Origin of the sequence: Tolypothrix campylonemoides VB511288_2, from assembly GCF_045999855.1 — a bacterium.
Classification (GTDB): domain Bacteria; phylum Cyanobacteriota; class Cyanobacteriia; order Cyanobacteriales; family Nostocaceae; genus Scytonema; species Scytonema bouteillei_A.
This window is the reverse complement of the sequence record NZ_JBFPMW010000007.1, coordinates 358,880-380,720: the sequence shown is the minus strand read 5'-3', so window position 1 is coordinate 380,720 and position 21,841 is coordinate 358,880. Positions and strand designations below refer to the sequence as shown.

At 41.4% G+C, this 21,841-nt stretch carries 15 protein-coding genes; 7 read left to right on the top strand and 8 right to left on the bottom strand.

Annotated features, from left to right (window positions below):
- Positions 1 to 6: 6 nt before the first annotated feature.
- Positions 7 to 1,707: an FHA domain-containing protein gene (locus AB0756_RS22880; RefSeq protein ID WP_038092244.1), complete on the top strand. Its 1,701-nt coding sequence runs from the start codon at positions 7 to 9 to the stop codon at positions 1,705 to 1,707.
- A 52-nt stretch (positions 1,708 to 1,759) separates the two neighbouring features.
- On the top strand, positions 1,760 to 3,877 hold the full coding sequence (locus tag AB0756_RS22875; RefSeq protein ID WP_038092241.1) for a CHASE2 domain-containing serine/threonine-protein kinase: 2,118 nt from the start codon (positions 1,760 to 1,762) through the stop codon (positions 3,875 to 3,877).
- A 92-nt stretch (positions 3,878 to 3,969) separates the two neighbouring features.
- On the opposite strand, the gene AB0756_RS22870 is transcribed toward AB0756_RS22875, so the two are convergent.
- From AB0756_RS22870 to AB0756_RS22850, 5 genes are all read right to left on the bottom strand, one after another.
- The gene (locus tag AB0756_RS22870; protein ID WP_038092238.1) at positions 3,970 to 6,696 is read right to left on the bottom strand and encodes a CHAT domain-containing protein; all 2,727 of its coding nucleotides are present in this window, start codon (positions 6,694 to 6,696) and stop codon (positions 3,970 to 3,972) included.
- A 71-nt stretch (positions 6,697 to 6,767) separates the two neighbouring features.
- Positions 6,768 to 8,486 carry a ShlB/FhaC/HecB family hemolysin secretion/activation protein gene (locus AB0756_RS22865; protein WP_336604381.1) on the bottom strand — a complete coding sequence of 573 codons (1,719 nt, stop codon included), beginning with the start codon at positions 8,484 to 8,486 and terminating at the stop codon, positions 6,768 to 6,770.
- Positions 8,487 to 9,602: 1,116 nt separating this feature from the next.
- Positions 9,603 to 10,280: a tetratricopeptide repeat protein gene (locus AB0756_RS22860; RefSeq protein ID WP_050046875.1), complete on the bottom strand. Its 678-nt coding sequence runs from the start codon at positions 10,278 to 10,280 to the stop codon at positions 9,603 to 9,605.
- A 277-nt stretch (positions 10,281 to 10,557) separates the two neighbouring features.
- The gene (locus AB0756_RS22855) at positions 10,558 to 13,293 is read right to left on the bottom strand and encodes a two-partner secretion domain-containing protein (RefSeq protein WP_050046874.1); all 2,736 of its coding nucleotides are present in this window, start codon (positions 13,291 to 13,293) and stop codon (positions 10,558 to 10,560) included.
- Positions 13,294 to 13,773: 480 nt separating this feature from the next.
- On the bottom strand, positions 13,774 to 14,487 hold the full coding sequence (locus tag AB0756_RS22850) for a hypothetical protein (RefSeq protein ID WP_137986604.1): 714 nt from the start codon (positions 14,485 to 14,487) through the stop codon (positions 13,774 to 13,776).
- Positions 14,488 to 15,055: 568 nt separating this feature from the next.
- Between AB0756_RS22850 and AB0756_RS22845 the strand changes: the two genes are divergently transcribed.
- Positions 15,056 to 17,620 (top strand): dynamin family protein, encoded by a 2,565-nt coding sequence (locus AB0756_RS22845; RefSeq protein ID WP_038092234.1) that lies wholly within the window; start codon positions 15,056 to 15,058, stop codon positions 17,618 to 17,620.
- Between the two features lie 71 nt (positions 17,621 to 17,691).
- A complete protein-coding gene (locus AB0756_RS22840) occupies positions 17,692 to 17,916 on the top strand; it encodes a hypothetical protein (protein ID WP_082051916.1) in 225 nt (74 codons plus the stop codon).
- A 242-nt stretch (positions 17,917 to 18,158) separates the two neighbouring features.
- On the opposite strand, the gene AB0756_RS22835 is transcribed toward AB0756_RS22840, so the two are convergent.
- The 3 genes from AB0756_RS22835 to AB0756_RS22825 form a co-directional block, all read right to left on the bottom strand.
- A complete protein-coding gene (locus AB0756_RS22835) occupies positions 18,159 to 19,244 on the bottom strand; it encodes an ankyrin repeat domain-containing protein (RefSeq protein ID WP_082051915.1) in 1,086 nt (361 codons plus the stop codon).
- Positions 19,245 to 19,380: 136 nt separating this feature from the next.
- A complete protein-coding gene (locus AB0756_RS22830; protein ID WP_038093450.1) occupies positions 19,381 to 20,298 on the bottom strand; it encodes a transposase family protein in 918 nt (305 codons plus the stop codon).
- Positions 20,295 to 21,017 (bottom strand): ankyrin repeat domain-containing protein, encoded by a 723-nt coding sequence (locus tag AB0756_RS22825; RefSeq protein ID WP_237265943.1) that lies wholly within the window; start codon positions 21,015 to 21,017, stop codon positions 20,295 to 20,297. The genes AB0756_RS22830 and AB0756_RS22825 overlap by 4 nt, the downstream gene beginning before the upstream one ends.
- A 245-nt stretch (positions 21,018 to 21,262) precedes the next feature.
- Here AB0756_RS22825 and AB0756_RS22820 point away from each other — a divergent pair, with 245 nt between their 5' ends.
- The 3 genes from AB0756_RS22820 to AB0756_RS22810 are packed head-to-tail and all read left to right on the top strand — an operon-like array spanning position 21,263 to position 21,755.
- Positions 21,263 to 21,403, top strand: a complete 141-nt coding sequence (locus AB0756_RS22820) for a hypothetical protein (RefSeq protein WP_408104007.1) — start codon at positions 21,263 to 21,265, stop codon at positions 21,401 to 21,403.
- Between the two features lie 5 nt (positions 21,404 to 21,408).
- On the top strand, positions 21,409 to 21,570 hold the full coding sequence (locus tag AB0756_RS22815) for a DUF6888 family protein (RefSeq protein WP_408019863.1): 162 nt from the start codon (positions 21,409 to 21,411) through the stop codon (positions 21,568 to 21,570).
- Positions 21,567 to 21,755, top strand: a complete 189-nt coding sequence (locus AB0756_RS22810; RefSeq protein WP_038078070.1) for a DUF6887 family protein — start codon at positions 21,567 to 21,569, stop codon at positions 21,753 to 21,755. Before AB0756_RS22815 ends, AB0756_RS22810 begins: the two co-directional genes overlap by 4 nt.
- Positions 21,756 to 21,841: the final 86 nt, after the last annotated feature.

The following is a 21,841-nucleotide window of genomic DNA, read 5'->3' as shown; positions in this document are numbered from 1 at the left end:
AGGGGCATGATTAAAATCAAAGTAGTCGATCCAAAGAAGCCAGACCAGCCGCAATTCCTAGACTTGAAACCAGAAACCAAGCCCAATCAGGAGTGCTTTATTGGTCGCTTTTTGAACTGCGATTTATTTCTAGACAGTTCTGAAGTCAGCAGGATGCATGGTAAAGTTTTCAAAAAAAATGGAAACTATTATTTTGCTGACTTGGGTAGCAGGGGTGGTTCACGGATTAATGGCGAAAATACCCTAATCAATCAGAATTATCTTCTTCATGTTGGTGACATGATTCAAATTGGTAGGTTTATTCTGATGATTTCACAAATTGGGTCAGAGGAAGACAAAACGCTTATAGAATCACAAAAAAACCTACAAGAAATTGTTGTTACTCAGTCCAGCGATCGCGTAATACCAACAGTCCCCCCTGTCTCTCCTCTTGAATATATGCCAGTGGCAATGGTAGAACCGTCCCAGTGGGAACGTTGGGTGAAGGGAGAGTTAACAGTTCGCTGTATAGGTGTTATTGATGAAACACATGATGTGAAAACCTTTCGCTTTGTAGCAGATCCTCCAGTGTTGTTCGCTTACAAACCAGGTCAGTCTGTTGTTCTCGAACTGGAAATTAATAAAGAACACATTTGCCATTCCTACTCTATTTCATCAAGCCCCTCACGTCCCCATACCTTAGAAATCACTGTCAAACGTTTTCCCCGTGTCTGTGATTCTGAAACTGAGGAACCACAGGCACTGGTTTCTAACTGGTTACACGAAAATGTCACAGCCGGAAGTACAATTAAGCTGAATGGGCCATTGGACAATTTTACTTGCTTCACCAACCCTTCCCAAAAACTGTTGCTGATATCGGCGGGTAATGGCATCACGCCTATGATGTCTGTGTCCCGCTGGCTGTGTGATACTGGCGCTAATTGTGATATATTTCTTTTCTACTCCGTTTGCAGCCCTGGTGACATCATTTTTCGACAGGAACTAGAGATGATGTCAGCGCGGTATCCGAATTTTCATCTGGCAATTTCTACAACTCGCAAAGAACCCGGACAGAGTTGGTTTAGTCTAACAGGCAGGCTTGATGCAGCTATGCTACAAGTTGTTGTACCTGATTTTTGCGATCGCACTGTGTATGTTTCTGGACCCCACGGCTTTATAGAATGCGTCAAACAGATACTACAAAGCCTTAACTTCCCCATGCAAAACTACTATGAAGAAAGCTTTGAAACCCCATGGAAAAAGTGTTCTGTATTGCCCAAACAACAACCTATTGATAGCAGCCCAAACTTGACTGTCACCGCTCCTGTTGGGCAAAGTGTGAAACAGATGTTTGTGACTTTCCCCGCAGAAACTGTTTGGGAGTCAAATGGGAGTAACGATGCTGGTACGAGTACACCAACTGTCATACAGACTTCCACCTTACCACAGTCAATCGGCTCCAGCCAAAATGCTGTCGTTTTTTTGAGGTCGGGGAAAGAAGTCAACAGCGATGGCGAACAACCGATTCTCAATCTGGCTGAACGGGAAGGGGTAAAAATTGTCAGTAGTTGCCGTTCGGGAATTTGCGGTCAATGCAAGAAGCGGAAGTTACAAGGAGAAGTTTGGATTGAAGGTGACTCAGAAGGTTTGCAAGAGAGCGAGCGTCAGGATGGCTACATTCTAACTTGCATCTCTTATCCTATTGGGCTAGTTTTTATGGATGCATAAACTGAATATACCATACTTATTAGATATATATATATTAATTAGTCAGGGTTTTATGCTTAACAGGTTGCAAAATATACTAACAAATCCTGTAGTTGTTGCTAGTGTCATTGCAGGTATATTGGTGGTTGGTTTTCAACGGTTGGGAGTGCTAGAGCCAATAGAACTGAAGGCTTTCGACCACATGGTCCAAAGGCGTAGTGCGCTCAATCCAGATCCCCGCCTCTTGATTGTGGCATTTACCGAAAATGACATTCAAAAATTAAAACAGTCTTCACCCAATGGTAATGTTTTAGACACAGTCTTGAGCAAACTAGAGCGCTATCAAGCAAAAGTTATTGGTTTAGATTTCTTTCGTGACGTACCAGTGGAACCCGGTCATCAAAAGCTCCTGACACGCCTAAAACAGAGTTCGCGTATTGTTACGATCTGCAAACTTGGTAGTGTTCGGGAGCCGGCAGTACCACCTCCATCAGGTATAGAATCGGAAGCCGCAGGATTTGCGGATATCATAGAAGACAGAGATGGGGCTATTCGGCGAAATTTATTAGTGGTCACCCCTGACCCCAAGTCAACTTGTGCAACCCCAGCTTCCTTAGGATTGGTAGTGGCACTCCAATATCTAAACATTGAACCGCAATTTACGCCAAAAGGAATGGAACTGGGGAAGACCGTTTTTCAACCTATACAAGCTGATTCGGGTGGTTATCAAAATATTGATGCTCAAGGTTTTCAAATACTGCTGAACTACCGTTCTGAAAGTAACGTTGCTCAACAAGTCAGTTTTACAGATATACTGAGCGATCGCTTCAACCCCAGTTGGGTGAAAAACCGTATTGTCTTGATTGGCTCAACAGCACTCAGTTCCCAGGATGTTCGCGACACACCCTATAGCGACGGAAAGCAGGACAATTCTGGCAAAATGCCTGGAATTGTGATTCACGCTAACAAGGTCAGTCAGATTCTGGATGCCGTTTCCAACAAACGACCTTTGTTTTGGTTTTGGTCCGAGTCGGAAGAAATTCTGTGGACATGGATCTGGACTTTGGTAGGTGGAGTTTTGGCGTGGCGCATTCAGCATCCACTTCGTTTGGGGCTTTTAACCTGCACTGCCTTAGGAATACTGCTTCTAAGCTGTTTTGTTATCTTTATCCATGCTGGATGGGTACCGCTAGCACCTCCAGCTTTAGGGTTTCTTATAGCAGAAGCGGGTATTGTCACCTACACAGCATTCCATAACAAGCAGCATAAAGAAAAAATAGCACTTCAGATTCAAGAGCAAAAAGAAACCATCTCGCTATTACAAGCGCTTTTAAGAGAAAGTGGAAGTCGTACAACACAAGCACCTACGGTAATTTACTATGAATCCCTACAAAATAAACTACTCAACAACCGCTACAAAATCGCTCAAGTGCTTGGTGCTGGAGGATTTGGATATACCTATCTGGCTGAAGATACTCATCGACCTGGAAATCCTACGTGTGTAGTTAAGCACTTGAAACCTGCTCGAAACGATGATGTCTTTTTAGAGATTTCCAGGCGTCTATTTAAAACTGAAGCAGAAATTTTAGAGGTTTTAGGCAAGCACGATCGCATTCCGCAATTGATGGCTTATTTTGAAGAAAACCAGCAATTTTACTTAGTGCAAGAGTATATTGAAGGGCATTCTCTACAAGAAGAACTGACCTCAGGTAAATGCTTTGATAGTGCTCAAGCGATCAATTTTCTCAAAGAGACTTTGCAGGTCCTGATATTTGTTCACGCTCACGGTGTCATTCATCGAGATATAAAACCCAGCAACTTGATGCGACGCCGAAAAGATGAGCGAATCATTTTAATTGACTTTGGCGCTGTTAAACAAATTCAACCGCAGGAGCCACAGGAGAACTTTACAGTAGCTGTAGGGACTGTGGGTTATGCACCTCCAGAACAGTTCATGGGACAGCCAAGGCTAAACAGCGATATTTATGCTTTGGGAATGATTGCTATCCAAGCCTTAACTGGGACACCAGCCAAACACCTCGAAAGAGACTCAACAACAGCATTGGTTTGGCGACATCTTGCACAAACCACAGAAGAATTGGCTGCAATCTTAGACAAAATGGTGTCCTTTGATTTCCACAAGCGACAACAGTCTGCTGAGGAAGTTTTATACAGCCTGCAAAAGTTGTGAGCATCTTCAGCCAGTCATATCAAGTTCAAGTCCAACATAAATTCTTAGCTTACGTTGGATTGAGGAACGAAACCCAACCTACAGAACTCCTTCTAGAGCCAATTACCTACTAAAATAAAAGGTGCCCAATAGTAGGGATGCTCGTATAAAGGATTCTTTAACAGCTTCAGTTGAGCACCCTTAAAGGCTTCTGCTTTAGAGATATTCGGTTGGTTTAGCTGCTTGTAAAACTCACCCATAATGAGAGCAGTCGCGTCATCTTCTACAACCCAAAGCGATGCCAATGTACTGCGTGCTCCAGCTTGGACAGCGACTCCAGCAATTCCTAACGCCGCTCGTTTGTCTCCCGCAGCTGTTGAGCAAGCACTTAGGACAAGTAGCTCGATGGCACCCCGTTGGGTGGTTTCTCTGGTTTTGAGTAAGTTACTCAACTCGTTGACATTGACGTCACCATCATAAGTCAAAAAGAAGGTATCTTCTGCCCTAGAACTAAACTGACCGTGAGTTGCTAGATGAACCACAGGTGCATTCAAGGACTTAACAGCGTTTTCAATAGCATCGGTGGTAAATTCCTGATTCAGCAGCACTTGACTTTGGCGAACTGTTGACTTGATTTCGTCTAGTTCCTGTTTTACAGCAGGTAATGGCGGAAAGTCCCCACGAGCTTCAGACAGTCCACCAGCAATAGTTCGTAGTTGGGTGCGTGCTAAAGGTTGGGGGTTTAATAATTGTAAACCCGGTGTGATAGCAACGTTATATTTCTCAATAAGATACTTTTGTTTGTCGTGCAGCACCGCCATTGGGATACTTCGCAGTACCCCATCTAAGACAAAGACTAAGTTTTTGACTTGGCGTTTTTCCAATTCTGGAGCGATCGGTTGAATTATCCATTCATACACTTGTTGGGATAAAGGAAAAAACTCTTCAGTCGTGCGGGTTTCTAATTTTTGCCGCAGTTGATCGAGCGTGTCTTCAATTTGTGCTTGGCGTAGAGGAACTGTGTGACGGCGTAGAATTTGCGGAGATTTTTGGTTGGTTGAGGTGGAAGGAAGAGAAAGGATGACTTCTAAGCGATCGCTCAAAATCACAGGATAAATCACTGCGGCTGTCCGATCGATTTGGTCAATCTGAACGGGTTGTGCATCTACACAGGCTCTGCGGAAAAAGTTATCTAGTTCTGCTAGTTGTAGTGACTCTATCACATTTCTGGCTGTGCCAAGAGTATCTTGACTGGGGTTGTTGTTTTGTGACTGCAATAACAAACTCACCAGTTCGCGATAGACTGGCTCGACTTGCTCTTGAAATGAAAATTGCACATCGCGATTAATGGCAACTAAATCGCTGCGTAAAGACTTGAGGTTAGCAACAGATTTGGTATATGCTGCGATCGCTCCTGTCTCATCTTTTCTAGCTTTCAGTATACGTCCCAACTGCCATTGCCAACGATAGCTAATATCCGATGCTGAAATACTTTCAGCTAGCATCAGCGCTTGCTGGGTCAGCGTTTGTGCATCCGACCACTGCTGAGTCTGCTCGTACAGCCCCCCCAATGTACCTAAGGCATAAGCTTCAGCACGGCTGTCTTTCAAACTCTTGGCTTGCTCAACTGCCGTTACCAATATCTGAGCGATCCCAGACCATTCCGGAGTTTCGTTGGTTGTTGTCGCTTGTGCCTTTGTTTGCTGTTGGGGACAAATCAAATTGAGGGTCGTTTTTTTTGCCTCAGTTCCTTGTTTGAGACAAGCCAGACTTTGGGCAAGATTAATCCTAGCGTATACCGTCTTGCGACTGGGTGGCAATGTATCAAGCTGAGATTGAATTTGAGGTAAAATTTGCTGCCAAGTCTGGTCAGAAAACTTTTGCTCTCCATCTTCTGGCTGTTTTGCCTCTTCCACAGATAAACGCAGTTGATTCATTTGCGCCATCAGCCGAGTCATGGGTGAGACAGAAGATGCAGCAGCTTGTTTGTAATACTGCATTGCTTCACCCGTTTTTTGCAGCGCTTGGGCTGTGTTCCCCAAACTCAAGTAAATTTCAGCCACCAGTTCTGGAGAGTTTAGTTGAGAAGCCACTGCCAAACTTTGCTGTAGCGCCTGCAGGGAACCAAGGTTCTCTATGGATTTGGTTTTTGGGTTTTTCTGGTCTAAAATTCCTACCACTCGAAGAGCATTACCCAAGCTTAACAGTCCATTTGCCTTCAGCAGAGAGTTAGGTTGCTGTTGCAACAATTGATTCACCTCTGTTAAGGTTATGAGAGCGCGACGGTAAAGCCCTAACGCTTGTAGTGCCTGAGATTGGTTAATCTTGCTACCTAATTCTCCTTCCTTATCACGTATTTTTCCGTACAAACCACTCGCTTTCTCCCAACTGGTAAGAGCTTCTTCAGTTTTCCCTTGGGCTATTTGTATTTGACCTTGAGTGTTAAGTGCCTGAGCGCGAATTGACAGGTACTCTTTAGAATTTATCGGATTTTTTTGTAACAAATCCAAGCTATCTGCGATCGTTTTGCTTGCTTGGGGTAACTGTCCGAGCTGTTGATATGCCAATGCTACATAGTTTAGAGCTAAGGCTTGATTCAAAACATCTCCTTGAGATTGGAATTGAAGGGCAGCTTTTTGTAAAACCTGCACGACTTGGGAGAACCGTTCTTGTTGGTAGAGTTTCAAACCTTGCTGCAATTGTTCTGCATTCGGTGACTGAACAACCTGGGTCAGTTGACTTTGTTTAGTCTGTGGGTAATTTGCTGCATCCGCCACTAAAGCGAGTGGGCTGACGGCGGCGGTAATTTGGGCGACAGCGAAAAGAATAAGTTTGGACATAATTGGGGAGTGAGGGAGGGAGTGAGGGAGGGAGGGAAAGAATGATATCCAATGCCCAATGGCCGCAGTTCTTAAAATGGTTGGGTATAAACGATAGAAAAATACAGACCCTTCTCTTGTAAACTGTCTTCATCACGTGAATCTACAGAAACTAGAGGAATACCCCAGTCAAATCGGGCATTTAATCTGTTGCTCTGCCACAACAACCCTAGTCCTACAGAAACAAGGTTATTGGGGTCAGAGTCGCTGTTCCCAGAACTATTCCAGACAGTTCCATAATCAACAAACGGAGTAATTTGTAACACACCCCCTAATTGAGGTGCTTGTAAAATTGGATACCTAAGCTCAGCAGAAGCAGAAAAGGCATTATCAGTTAACAGCAAGTCTTGGCGGTAGCCTCGTACTGTACGTTGTCCTCCCAAACCAAACTGCTCTAATGGTACTAACGCCCTATCAGCTAATTGAGCCTCTGCACGAATTAAGACTATGGTATCCGGAGCTAGAAGTCGTACCCACTGCGCCTGTCCTCGCCAGGAAAAAAAGCGAGCATCCGGTGCATTATCGTTAGTGGTAGCATTGAAGACATCTAGACCAAAACTAAACTGCGATCGCGCGGCTAGCACTTGTCGGCTACTGCGCTTGGTCCAATCTTGGAAAAACCGCAGTACTGATAGGCGAGTATTTCCTTCATCAGATCCCGGTACGGGAAAACCCACCCGTTTCCCAGTGATGTCTCCCAAAAAGTCAACTTCACTTTCTCGGCGAGATGCGGTCAGTCCGAGGGCAAATTCTTCGTTGGGGGTTTCCACTATTGGTTGACGCAGTGTCAGAGAAAAGTCTTGTGAGGTTCCTTCAATATCCAATATATCGAAGGGTTTTTCAATAACATCACTGGTTGTGTAATTATAACTAAATTCCAATGTCCCGTTATGAGGATTGATGGGTAAGGTATAGCGGGCTTCGACATCGTTGCTACCTGTGGTGTTGGTGTAGGCGATGTTTAAACCATCTCCAAGTCCCAGCAAGTTAGCCTGGTTTAGTTGGATTCGCCGTTGAAAGCTACCAACACTGGGAGAACGATTGTTGTCGAAGGCAATTTGAGCAGAGAGTGTCTTTGCTTCTGTCACCCTAACATCTAGCACGTTAGCACCAGGGGTTGACCCCGTAGCAAGCTCTGCGGATATATTTCCAATGAGCGGATTCAGCTGGAGCAGTTGCAATGCTCTTAGCAATCGATTCACATTCAGAGGTTTGTCAGTGGCGATTTCCAAACGGCTGCGGATGTAGTTGGGGTTTAACCGCTTCAGACCTCTAACCTGTATATTTTCTAATCTACCTTCTATTACCTGAATTGTGACCACACTTCCTTTCACTTTGAAGGTTTGGTTAGCTGGAATGAAAGCTCCGGAGGTAATGTAACCTTCATTACGGTAGAGTTGGCTAATTGCTTCGGAAGCTTGTAGCAGTTCAGCAAAGGTAATGGGTTTGTTGATAAATTCTTTAACTACAGCAGTTAATTGTTTGCGGTTAAATACAGAACTGCCAATCACGTCAAAGCGTTCTACTGTAATGGTTCCGGCAAAGTCGTTGGGAACTGCTTCCTCCGTTTGAGGAGTTGGGGGAGGAGATGGAAATAACTTTTCTGGGGGTGGAATAATAGGGGGTGTTTCGGGTGCGAGCGGCGGATTTTCTTCTTCCGGTCGGCGGAATATATCTGGAGGAGGTTGGGTTTGACCGATTTCACTCTTTAGCTGGAGGGCTTGAGCTGTATTTAGTGTCTGTGCAGACAACGGTTTTTGGTGCAAGCTACTAAATAGTGTCAGGGTTGGCGCAAGCAGACTGAGTAGACCTCTTTGGTAATAAAAACTCAAGAACCTTTTATTAAGCATGACCACTAAACGCAGCAAAGTTAAGAAGGATAGACAGTTTTAGCAGAATTGGGGATAAGGCGAAAGAGAACCTCAGTTTGCATTCCCAGCCTCTGGCTGGGAACGAGAGAGTACTTTTGGGAGGGGTGTCACCTCCATTGACCAACTGTATCCTTAAAGAAACCGGGAATCTTGCAGCGGAGATAAAGATTAAATCTCTCTAGACTGTGGAAGTCGTTTTACCTGTTGCTTGAATGCCAGACCAATTCCTATCAAGAACTAAGAAAAATAATACCTGAAGTATACTCTTAATAGAATTATATTTTTGTAAACAAATAAGAACTTTACTTTAAAAATAGCTGTAAATAGCCTTTATTATCATTACGATTTCCAAATTTTGTCACCTCACAAACTAAAGCTTGTGCATCGGTTATTTTTACAAACATGGGCACCATTCTTATGGCTTGGCTTTATGGCTTGGCAAAAATGGCAAAAATTTTTCCAGTATCCTAAATTGTTAGGATAGTGTGGGGAGTAGGTTGGGTAACGCTATCGCTCTACCCAACCTACAATTATCGTTAACTGAACCGTATTGATTTTTAAACAAGTTCAATATTTAAACCAGTAGACAAATCAGCAGGTTTGTTCTCAAGGATGGCGAATTGAGTTCCCTGAAACAACAAAGCACCTGTGTTGCTGTTTTAGGTAAATTGATTGGTAGAAGTAGCACCAAATCCTACTTTTGAAACGACTATTCTGTCACCTTGCAAGTTGCTGTAGTTTCTGATAATTCTGATATAATACTTGTTAAGACAGCAAAAACTGGGTTTAAACACTGCAAACAGTTACAAAAAGATTTGTCCTCAATCCACGGCTGAAAGTGCTGGGAGTTGTCTGGAAAGACAAGAAATCAGGAAAGTCTTTATGTATTGTAGGGCGGAGCCGCACTCGTGGTTGGCATAAAGGCGTTAACCCAAAGGGCAAGTTGAGTAGGCTAGTCTATACCTGCTAAGTGCTCCAAATAGTGAAACAGGAGATTCAGTGTTTTCCCGATGTTGCGTGTGATTGAAAAGAGTGATACATCGTATCTTCTGGAGCAAGACGAATAGCTGTGTTATAATCTGCCATTGCTTTTAACCGATCCCCGACTTCGTAGTAAAGTTGACTGCGCCAAAGGTAGAAAAGGGCGTTCTCGGGAAGGAGATTAATCGCTTGGGTATAATCCTCAAGAGCTCCCCGTTTATCTCCTAAATTGCTGTGACGAAAGTTAGCCCGTTTAGTGTAAAGGTAAGCATCTTGGGGATGAATGCGAATAGCATTATTCAATTGAACCAGCGTTTGGTCATCTTTTTGTTTAATTTCAAGGTATGCAGCAGAACCAATCTGTGTATTATCTGATATGGTGGAATCTTCCGTAGCCTTAGGCAAATCTTCTTTTCTATACTGAGAATCTGTAGTGTTTGAAGAAGGTTTGCCTGGGTTGAGAGCTTTACAAACTACACAAACAGTTGAGCTAAGGGCAAAGATAACTCCAGCAGCAACAAGTATTCCTGCGAGATCCAGCCCAACACTTTTATCAGGGTGTCGAAAGTAATTTGCATCTTTACCGAGAGAATTTTCGACAACTCGAGTGGATTGTGGAGATTGGAGAGCACTTGTAGCTGTTAGCCCTGATACATTCAGCAGTAGTCCTGTAGCAAGGATTGTTTTCTTCATAATTTGGTTGACTCCACTCCAATGCACAGCTTTTTTTTATCATAAATAATGAGTAACATAAATAAAAATAATGAATTTGATGAAAAAATTGTTTCACGACTTCTTTTGCATTATTCAAGTATACTAAGTTCTCGTTAGCGGCGAAGTGCTTTGTGTACTTCTGGCTCGAGTCAAGGTGATTACCTATCCTAAAGAACGAATAGGAATCATTTCGGTAAGGCGTGCTCGAAAAGAGCACATTGCACAAATCTACGACGAAACACGTTGGTTAACAGAATCAGTAGAAATTTCTTGTACAAGTACTGGGAGTAGATTCTAAATTATTGGTACTAGACGTTTTGGAAATCAGCGTCACTTCCCCTTTACCATTGAATACCCAAGCAGTAGCAGGTATAATTGCTATGGGTTCCGATTCTGGTTTAGAAAACGGCTTTGCAAATGGTTTTTCTCTAGTCTGCTGTGCTGTCGTGGCTGGCAAACGAGTATCAGTCCAAACGACATCATTGCTAAGGGGGTCATCTGGGCTGGGTGGTAAACCGCCGCGTCCAGAGATGGTAAAACTACTACCTTCTAAGTCAAAAGCGGCACATCTAGAGGCAACTAGGTTTGGGGTGTTTAACACAACTGTCGGCAATTGTACTAATCCACGATTGGGGTCTACATCGGGGGTATTGATTTCTACAGAGCCACTGAATTCTGGACCTTGAGCAGAACTGACGGTAATATCACTGAATGGTGTATCTTGCTGCCGAAACTGAATGCCAAAGATACCTGAAGTCTTAATTCTTACTCGACCACCAAAGCTTTCTTGTGCATTGGCTCTAATATCACTATTTTCCCGTGGAACAGCAACAAGATTGTTAGTGTCAATATTGATATTGCCACCAGTAGCAGTGCCACTGGCGCTGCTGGTAATCTTGCTATTACGACGCAATAATATTAAATCTCTAGCTCGTAGGTTAATAGTTGCTTGTTCTTGATTTGGGTCTGCGTCGTTACTACGAGTGTCAGCAGTTATAATAGAGTTGTTGTCTAACAGAATAGAGCGAGCATTGACTGTTAAATTACCGGCGGGACCAGTTCCCTTTGCACCTACAGTTAGTTCTGCGCGATCGCTGAGACTTAAAATTGGAGTGTTAATTGTCAAATTCCCCGCCCTACCACTAGCTAGAGATTGAGAGAACAAAGTGCTGGGTATAGTTTCATTTCCAATGATTCCAGTACCGACGATAGACACGGACTCAGTCGCATTGACTGTCAAAGTTCCCGCATCCCCATCAAAGAAAGAACCTGATTTTATTTCCCCACCATTCTGAATCCTCAACTGCCTGACATTTAAAGTTGAACTACCAGGCAAACCCGAACCAAGGTTATCTGCTGAAATTCTAGCTCCATTTTCAACAGTTAGCACTCCAGTCGTCAAATTTAAGCTACCCACACTTCCTGTAGCTCCTTCTTCTGCTGATACAAAAAGACCACTACGATTGTTGTCCAAAAGGGATGCTGTTGCAAATTGTAAAGCTCCACTCAAGAGAATGGAATTGGTTGCATTAATAGTCAAATTCCCGCCATCACCACTTTTACGAGCAACAGTCAATATCTGCGCTCCATCTTGAACGATTAATTGTTGAGTTTCTATATTCAAACTCCCTGCATTTCCTGGATTATCTGTGCTGTTATTTTGGGCAACTTGAGTAGAGATAGCACTGATGGTACTACCATCTAAACTAGTGCCTCTGACGTCTACAGAACTAGATGCTTTTATCAGTATGTTTCCCGCGTTTCCAACACCGAAAGTTGAAGTATCAACACTAGCTCCATCTCGAACCAGTAATCTTTTTGTATCAATCGTTAAATTACCACCATTACCCGTAACGCTGCCACATTCTGCAGACAGTACACAGACTTGAGAGCCAAGGAAAGTAGGTGCACCTGATGCAGTTCCTTCTAACTCTACAGACTCAAAGGCTTTCACAAATACATCTCCTGCTTTCCCTTCACCCTCTGCAAAAGTTCCGATATTGGAACCTCCGTTCAATTTTACCGACTCAGATGCATTAATTATTAAATTTCCACTTGCTTGTGAACCTGTAGCAATAGAAAAAATTAAAGAATTATCTGTGAGAGTGATATTTTTACCCTGTACTTGAATACCACCATCACCACTAATATCTATCAAGGAACCTGATGTAACGCCAGATATTTGAATATCTCTAAATGTCTGAACACCTGAATATTCTAGAACATAGTGTGTATTAACTTCATTGAGACTAACGTAACTATTAGAGTCAACACTACCTAACTCAATTCTTCCGTTTAATGCCGTTAAATTCCCGTCTGATAAGGAAATAGTACCGCCTACTAAAGCTAAAGTTTTACTACTTGGAACCTGCAATCCAGTAGGAACGCCAAGTGTATTAACTGCGCCATCTAGACTGGCTTGAGATTGATTAATAATCTCTCCAGGATTAGCTCCAAATTGTAAACCTATCGGTACACTGATTGTTAATAACGGTGTAGTGCCAGAGATGTTTGCACTAAATTCTGTGCCATCTTTAAATTTTAAGCTATTTGCTGTGCTGGCAATAAAAGAACCTCCAATACTGAGACTGGCATTAGGTCCAAAAATAATACCAGCAGGATTGATGAAAAATACATTAGCACTACCATTAGCTTTGATCGTGCCATCTATATTTGAAGGCAAACCACCTGTTACTCTTGTGATGATATTTCTCACTACTGCATCATTTCTGAAAAAAGCCGTATCTCCAGTAGTATCAATTGTTGACGCAGAAAAGGAAAATTCTTGAAAACTATGAAAAAGATTCCCATCTCTAAGAGTTCCACCTTCAATAACTCTAGTATTGCCTTCAGTTGTAACGATACTGTTCTCAGGGAGCGTTGTGTCAGGAATAATTTCTGATATTGCTGCATTGGAGAATAATAGCGAAAAAAATACACCACCCAAACAGCACAGACTAATTTCACAAGTTTTACTAAGCTGAGGTTTCATCTTTTCTTAAAAAATAAAATTTCCTAAATTTTCTCACTTATCTCAACAAATAGGAATCCTATTTGATTTTTGAAATACCTGTAGGGTGTGCATTGCCCACCGTATAAAGCTTTTAGTAAGCAATGCCCACCTTACAGGCACTTAGATTTTTTCAGAAATCAGATAGGATTGCTATATGGCTGAGATTTAGGAAGATTATCCGTAATTATAAGTAGGTCGGTATGAAAAAACGTAACTGGGAATGGTCGTCCTTAGTCATTTGTCATTTGTCATTTGTCATTGGTAAGGATCTCAGTGTATTCACATTTTGTAATATAGTTCTGTTTATTCCACCCACCTACTTAGTATAAAATTTCTTCAAGAAAGACATCTTGAAGAATATGGGTTACGTTAAGTCTAAAAATTAATTTTTGCTAAAACAGAATGCTTACGACGGTCGTCAATACGGCCTATCTAATCAATGCCAGAAACATTCTCTTCTCATCTCTCCAGACGTCTATTACTTTTCCGTAGTAATGCTGTACTCAAAATGCTAAAACCTAGTAAACCAGTTATAGCCATAGGTTCTGGAACTTTAGTCACCTCATCAGGAGCAGGAATCAAGAAAAATGCATTAGTTTCGCTGAGAACAGAATCCACATTCAAAACTCCAAGTCGTCTTGGGAATCCTACTGTCCCATCGTTATTCAAAAATTGATTCAAATTTGATGCATTAAAAACAGATAAAGAATTCGCATCGGTGAAGGGAGCATAAAATTCAAAATTGATGAAATTTGATTTTGAATCTTGTAATCTAGCTTCATACTTCACGGCTTTATTGGTAAATTTTCCTTGAAAATCTCCGTCTGTATCATTAATTGCTTGCAATTCAGATGGATCTTCTATTAAAGAAGTTTTTAATTCTGCCGGATTAAACTTAAACGTGTTAAACTTCGTCTCGTCGCCAAAAGGTCCAGTTTCAAGTTGATTGTAAGTAGCGTTTTTAATAGCTCCAAGAAAGCTTCCTAACTTGGGGTCTGTATTAGTGTCTGCGATAGAGGTATCAATTTCAAAATAAAGTGTATCTGTCGTGTTTACTGCCCTACCAGAACCTTGGGCTATACCAGCTATAGAAGATTCTGGAGCTAAGTAAACTGTCATTGCAAGTACGGTAGCGGCTGAAAAAGTTTTTGCTAATTTATTGATAATTCTCATTGGAAAAGTTGTGAAATTACTGAAATTACAGTATTTGTCAACACCTGACATTAATATTTATTGAACCATGACTGCTATAGTTTATACTAGTTCTTTACAGTTTCTTTATTGAAAGAATATCTAAAATTTATGATTTGTTTGTGCGTAATATTGTTGAAGAGTTTTGTGTTGAACATTATGGCTCTCTGGAAACCGTTCTCTCTTCTGATGCTAAATTTGAAATCTGGGCTTATAAAACAAGGTGAAATTAGCAAAAAGAAAAGGGATTTTGTATCATCTCGTTCCGAGATAGAGCGTCTCTGCGGTTTTTCTTTAACCCCTTAAATTTAAAGTGGCAAAACCACTACTAGTAGCTTTGCTTGTACCAGTATTGATTTTTATAATTCTTAACAAAATAGCTATACCCTCATGTTATTGGCAACCCCAGCCTCTGCTTGCTATTTTGAGAGAAATTCGCAACTAGATATTTTGACTGCCCCTTGAAAAGATAAAAACTTTATACTTAATATTTCATCCTTCATACTTTATATTTCATCCTTTACACTTGTATCTAAATTAGGAATGGGTTATGAGAAGCGACATGGTAATAGAGCAATTACGCCGCTACAAAGAATATGGGGAATCCGTTCTTCAGAATTTGGATTTAGTATCGCAAAACCCGCCTCCCAGAGATAACTGGGTTCCAACAACCATTCACGAGAGCATCCAGCGCCTTCAGCAATCAGCTAAAAGGGTCGTAGAACTTGCTTCTTCTCCTGTCAAAATCGGCATTATGGGAGAATTCAGCAGTGGAAAAACCTTGCTTTTGGGCAGTCTTATTGGCTATGCTGATGCTCTGCCCGTCAGTGAAACTCCAACAACGGGAAATGTCACTGCAATTCACCTCGTTCAACAACCAGACTTACAAACTACGAAGATCAGTCAGTTTGCAGTTGAATATCTTTCGCATGAAGGAGTCAAAGAATGCCTGTGTTATATGCTAGAAGAGGCGGAACAACGGGCAAAAGCTGTCAATCTACCAGCATCAGAGCTTGCTGTTTTGAAAAGTTTGTACCCAACAACTCAGGTTGACAGTCACGGGATTTTAAGATGGTGCGAGCAAGCATGGAAAATTCAAAGCTTGGAGTTAAGGGCTTTATTGCGAGAACTCGTGCTTTTTGCTCGTACTTATAGCATACATGGAAGTGATATTTGCGGTAAAACCTACCAGATTGATAGTACTACGGCTCACAAAGGGTTAAGGTTAGCTGAGCCGCCCATGAATATTTTAGAACTCAGCTTTGAGCAATTACCTCCTGCTCCAAAACCCTGGGAAACCTTAGCGCAGCCATCAGCCAAAGATTTACGGAGTAGCTTTTCCCTGATCCGTCGCGTTGACGTGACGGTTGAAGTGTCAAAACAAATTTGGGATTTATCTTCCCTTCAGGGAACAAATGAATTTATTCTGTTGGACTTTCCTGGGTTGGGGGCGGCTGATTCTGGTGTCAGAGACGCTTTTCTGTCTCTGAGGGAATTGAGAGATGTACAAACTATTCTGCTGCTTCTCAACGGTCGATACCCTGGCGGTGTCACTGCTACAAAAATCCGCAGTATGTTGGAACGGGATAAGGGACAAGACCTCAGAGATCGGATTATTGTCGGTGTGGGACGCTTCAATCAAATTCCTCTAAGTGGGAGTGATGAGCGATCGCTCGACGAGCTTTTAGATGAACCTCTCCTCTCAGAAGAAACCGTCCTCGAACAGCTCAACATTCTCAAACTGACCGTGGCTAGCGCCAGTAATTTGACAACAGAGAAAAAGAATATTGTTTTGCTATCACAACTGTATGGATTAACAAAACTAGCAGAACAGTCCTCTCTACTGCAAGTTTCTTCGAGAGAGTTTTTATCCGAACTGGATAAACCAAACAAACCAGATGAGCTTCAACTACGAGAAAAATGGCGACAACTTAGCGAAATGCTACCGCCATCAAGTTACTTGCACAAACAACTGGGCAATTATGCTGAAGATGGTGGTATTAACAGGTTGCGTTCTCTACTTAAGGAACACGTGGCTTTGCACGGACTGAAGCAACTTGTAGAAGATACAAAAAAAGCATCTGAGGCTTTGAGAAAAGAACAAAACAATCTGAAAAATCTATTAGAAGATATTCCCGCTTATATACCAGTCGTTGAAAGCCCTGTTTTTCTTACCTTACGAGAAGCTATAGAAAACTTAGTAACCGCATACAGACAATTCCAAGAAGATTTAGACAAACAACCCATTTTAATTAATCGCAATAATGTAGCCGTTAGCGATGTTGTCAAAGATGAACTAACCAATAAAATCTTTTTTGAATGGAGCGAGTGGACATTACTTTTCGATCGAACAAAAAATGGAACTATTGTTTTGACAGAAAGTGAAAGCTTTTTTGAAGAAGATGAAGTAGATGATTCCATTCCTACAAAAAGCGATGATTTCTACTCAGCATTTGTACAAACCATCCAAGATATGCAAGCCTTTGCTCACGATCGCACCACAGAAGCAGTGACAGACTTATTCGGCAAATTATCCACGGATGTACAGCAAGAAAGAGAGAAACTCAGCCCGATTCTGTTACAAGACAAAGAATCTTCCATTGAGAAAAAGTTTGGCAGAAGCCAAGTTCGTTTATTCAGAAACCTGCTGCGTGCGATCGAACCCGCTCAAAGATGGCAAAACCTCATTATCCAACACAGCGGGCTAGCAGGAGATGCCGTTCCCGTTCATGCAGAGGCTTTATTTCCCCTAGCACGTAAAGACGATAGACATCAAAACGGTCAAATTTTTGATTGGAGCCCGGATAAAAAATTTACCGTTTCTCCAAGACCATTTAACCATCAAGTTGCCGTTTTAAGATTGCGAGATGAAATAACAGCGAGTGCGGGATTGCACTTAGTACAGTATGTCAGTCAACTGACCAAGCAAGTCAAAGTGTCTTTCTCCAAAGCCTTAAAAGAAATTGTAGACAATCTGCAAGAACTTTTAAAATCCAAGCACGAACCCCTGCTAAGACATATCGCCTCTGCAGAAGCACAAACTTCAGCCTCCATTCCACCTTGGTTGGATACTCTATCCCAAATTCCAGCAATTTCATATCCAGAGGAAATTTAAATGGAACCAACAGTGGAACAGTAAAAAACAACTGGCGCATATCGTTTAGTTTGTCGGTGTAAGATTACCTTATGAAAATCGACCGACATGACCAGACCAAAATCTTAACACCTGATGAAATTAACCGATTGTTCACCATAGGGCTAAAAACTCCACGCGATCGGGAGCATCCCGTTTTGGCAATTTGCCCTCAGAATGGAATTCTGGGGCTATACAAACAAACTCCCTTCGGGTTCGCCCTCCGGGTTCGCCAGTCGCCTACGGCGGGAAACCCGCCTACGTGGACTTCGTATTAGTCCGCGCAGGTGGATTTAGCTTGTATAGCCGCGATTTCCAATTGCCAGGTCTTTTTTCCAAATTGGGATGCTCCCAATAGAATCAGCGTTTCTATGATACCATTCGTGACAGGTTAAGGTTAGTTTGCACTGCAAAAATGCTTAAAGTGCTGGATGAAATTTGAAATTATTTCCTGCTACTTATTAAAGAAGTAAGGGTTCTGATTCCTCATACATAGTTGAGGATAACTACAAAATTATATTTAAACTGTGGCACGACTCCAAGTTAATTTGATTAAATCTAAGACGTAATCAACAGAGTTATCTATATATTCTGATGTTTCATCATTCATAAGCCATAATTTCCCACCAGTAATATAAATTTGGTTTGGTTCTTTATAGTAAGCTTGATGACGGCTGATCCATCCTGCTTTATCTCCAGTAGTCTCGATTTTTTCGATTTTCAATGTGTGGCAATGTAACCGATAAACCGGAGTTTCATAATATATTCTTGCATCTACATATCCTAAATTACCAATAATATAGATGTATTCTCCAACTAATGTTGCCGAATGAAAATCAGTTGGCGGGAACACATCTTCTGGATAACCAAAAATCTGGAAATTACCATCACCTTGGTAAACTACAACATCGTTGTAGATACAAAAATCTGGGTCATAGTAGTCTTCATGTTCACCGGCAATTTCGATAATTCTACCGTCTGGTAATTGTGTAATGGTTCTGCCAAATCGCTGATAGCACCATGCTAAGTCTTGCCAATTTTCTGTATCGTCAAAAAGCTGTTTGGCTGTATAAGCAGAACAACCTTCTTTAATCATCGCTTGCCAAAAAGGGATTTCCATCAACTCTGGATTAGTTCGGCCAAAACGCGGATGTTTGTCAGCAAAATACTGCTCTGGTGATAATTTTGAGAGTGAGAATGTGCTGCGGTTAATTCCAGTAAGCAATCGCCGCATATCATCGTTAATATCACTCAAATCTTCACCAGCTGCAACGAGCATTCTCACAATTTCCAGATTAGTCGCCATCTTAATGGCTTTGTTATCGTAATTATCAGATCTGCCAGCATTTGCACCAGCCTCTAATAAAATTCTGACGCAATCAATTGCACCACGCTCTGCGGCCAACATTAACGCAGTGTTGCCAAAATCATCAGTAGCTTCAACATCACATCCCCCTGCAATTAGCCATTGTAGGACTTCAACCCTATTATTTCCTATCGCATACATTAATGGCGTTTGTCCGCAGTTTCCGCGATCGTTGTAATTTGCTCCCGCCGCTAGGAGTAATTTAACTTTAGCTAGTAGACATCTCCAAAAACTGCCCAAGTATCTCTATGACTAACTTATAGGGTGCGATCTCCAGTTTCGCAAGCCAGCTAGTTTATACGATAGAATAAGGTTTTGAGATATTTGTTGTTAATAATCAAACCAAAAAACGTAGTTAGGTGCATTCATTTTTAAATCAGGCGATCGCATATATTTCTGTTGGTAATACGAGGGCCCCAATTCGGAATCTTACTAGTCCACAAATTGTCAAAATTACTTGCTCATACTTTTTAGGATTTAACCGAAATCTTTCTTGGACAACTCGGAATATTTTTACCGAACGAATTCTGTGTTCAACAAATATTCTTTTGGAGGAAAACTCCTGGTTTTCTTTTTTCTGAGAAATAGTTAACTTTCCATTTCTCGGTGTTTTAATAGGTGTGTCAATTAAATCTTCTCCTTGATATCCTAAATCTCCCTTAAATTTTTGTTTTTGGTCAAAGTTATCACGATTTTCTCGAAACAAAGTTATATCACTTTTCGGTCCAGGTTCGCCAGCTACAACATCAACGATATCCCTTGCATCTGGCAAAATAATCATCTGACTTTTAAATGTATGTTTACTTGCCTTGCCAGAGTAATATTTTTCTTGCTCCTTATTGTCTTTAGGTCTTTCCCTCACTTGTTCATAGCTGTCTACAATTAATTCGTAATCTGTGAGAATTTCTTGAACTACCATCAAATCAGATTCGTTTTTTTTTACTTGTTCAATTAAACTGGATGGCAACAATTCCCTAAGTATTGGCAACCAATAATTAAATGTATCATTTGCTGTAGACTCACTCACTCCAAACTGGATGCCCAAAAGTTGAAAGGTTGTCAGATGCCTGAGATAGACCAAGGTTAAAATTATTTCTTCTTTCATGGATAGTTTGGGTTTACGACCTCCACCACTAGCAATAATTCTCACTTTTGTAGATTCTAATAACTCTTGTTTTTCGTGGTGTAATCTTTCGGCATTTTGAATTAATTGTTGTAACTGTTCGTACTCTAGACCAATTAACCGCTTTGTTTCTTTAGGATTCTCTTCAATATGGTTCAGTATATTGCTCATATTTCTGTGTCAGAAAAGCTCTCTAATGTTCTTATATCACAGAATATAACTATTTTGGAGATGTCTAGTTCACCCACCTGAATACTCAATAACCAAGGCGTTCTATTCCAACAATCACGCGTATTTTGGTCTGCGCCTTGTTCCAGTAATAACTGGATTTGCTCTAAACTCCCAAAAACTATAGCGTGCATTAATTGAGTCCATCCCAGTTGCTCTGGGTTAGCACCCGCATTCAATAGTAATTGGACAGCATCAAATCTCCCAATATGAGCCGCTACTTTAATTGCAGTCTCACCATAGCTACTCATCCCATTCACAGCCGCACCTCTAGAGATAAGTAAATTTAAAATCTCTATGAAATTTTCATCCTGTAAAATATCTCGACCATACATAGCATCAATTAAGACATCATATTCTCCTGGCCTGCGATAGTTAATATCTGCTCCAGCATCCAGAACCAATTGGATTTTCTCTACATTCCCTGACTGCACAGCCAACCCAAGGACAGTATGTTGATATTCTGGTTCAACAGCATTCACATTCGCGCCATGTTGCAACAGAAAGCGAATCATATCGCTAAGAGCGCTAGAACTGCTAAGGGCGTACATTAATGGTGTTTGCTGGGAAAACTCTTCTAAACAATCAATATCAACGCCATTAGCTATCTCATACGCGACTTTGGCGATATCTCCTTCCCGTGCATAAATATGAATTTGCATAATTTTTCCGAGTTAACTCCTGTTATCAAGTTAGGCTTGACTCAAAAAAATTATGCAGATTACACAATTTTTTAGTGCCTCATGATGAACTAACACCCTTTCTCCTGATAAGGGAATTGACCAAGGTGCCGCTACTTAGCTAAAGGGAAAAGCGGAGCTTACTGGTAATATAAGTTACAAGCAACCGCCGCCATCTTCCCCACAAAAACCTTATAGAAGTTAACTAAATATAAACATCTTGGGAATTGGGTAGTCAAGCTTACCTGATGGCAGTTGAGCAAGTCGCTATGAGAGCCAAGATTGAAGGACTGCAACGAGCTATAAATACTTTACTTCAAGGGTCAGCTGATTTGATAGACGAAGCTAAAAAATATAAGCAAGATTAATCACGTTGTTCGTAAAAAATTTTCGCGAACACATCTTTTTTGTCCAAAGTCCAATTCAGTGGATTAACTTGGTTAGACTGGATGGAAGGAACAATCGCATTGTTATACTTGTTGCGGACACAATACAAATAGAAATTTATCCCAACGCAAAGGTAACTGTTCAATGACTAAACTGAATTACAATGCTATATCTGATAACGACTTGCTAAACTACGTTAAACAACATTCCGAAGATAATGAAGCTTTTTACACGTATATTGATAGCAAACGTGCTGCTCAACCCGATCCAAAACCCATGTCAGTAGAAGAAGCCGAAGCTGAATTGCAACGGCGAGTTGGTCAGCCGTTGTAGGGTACAATGCCAACTAAAAGCTTGGTATGGTACAAAAAAACTTCAGGAAATCAATAGCTCTCTCCTCTTACCGCTGCGTACTCTGT

Coding starts and splice junctions, on each gene's coding strand:
- AB0756_RS22880 (WP_038092244.1), top strand. CDS start 7: ATGATTAAAATCAAAGTAGTCGATCCAAAGAAGCCAGACCAGCCGCAA.
- AB0756_RS22875 (WP_038092241.1), top strand. CDS start 1,760: ATGCTTAACAGGTTGCAAAATATACTAACAAATCCTGTAGTTGTTGCT.
- AB0756_RS22870 (WP_038092238.1), bottom strand. CDS start 6,696: ATGTCCAAACTTATTCTTTTCGCTGTCGCCCAAATTACCGCCGCCGTC.
- AB0756_RS22860 (WP_050046875.1), bottom strand. CDS start 10,280: ATGAAGAAAACAATCCTTGCTACAGGACTACTGCTGAATGTATCAGGG.
- AB0756_RS22855 (WP_050046874.1), bottom strand. CDS start 13,293: ATGAAACCTCAGCTTAGTAAAACTTGTGAAATTAGTCTGTGCTGTTTG.
- AB0756_RS22850 (WP_137986604.1), bottom strand. CDS start 14,487: ATGAGAATTATCAATAAATTAGCAAAAACTTTTTCAGCCGCTACCGTA.
- AB0756_RS22845 (WP_038092234.1), top strand. CDS start 15,056: ATGAGAAGCGACATGGTAATAGAGCAATTACGCCGCTACAAAGAATAT.
- AB0756_RS22840 (WP_082051916.1), top strand. CDS start 17,692: ATGAAAATCGACCGACATGACCAGACCAAAATCTTAACACCTGATGAA.
- AB0756_RS22830 (WP_038093450.1), bottom strand. CDS start 20,298: ATGAGCAATATACTGAACCATATTGAAGAGAATCCTAAAGAAACAAAG.
- AB0756_RS22825 (WP_237265943.1), bottom strand. CDS start 21,017: ATGCAAATTCATATTTATGCACGGGAAGGAGATATCGCCAAAGTCGCG.
- AB0756_RS22810 (WP_038078070.1), top strand. CDS start 21,567: ATGACTAAACTGAATTACAATGCTATATCTGATAACGACTTGCTAAAC.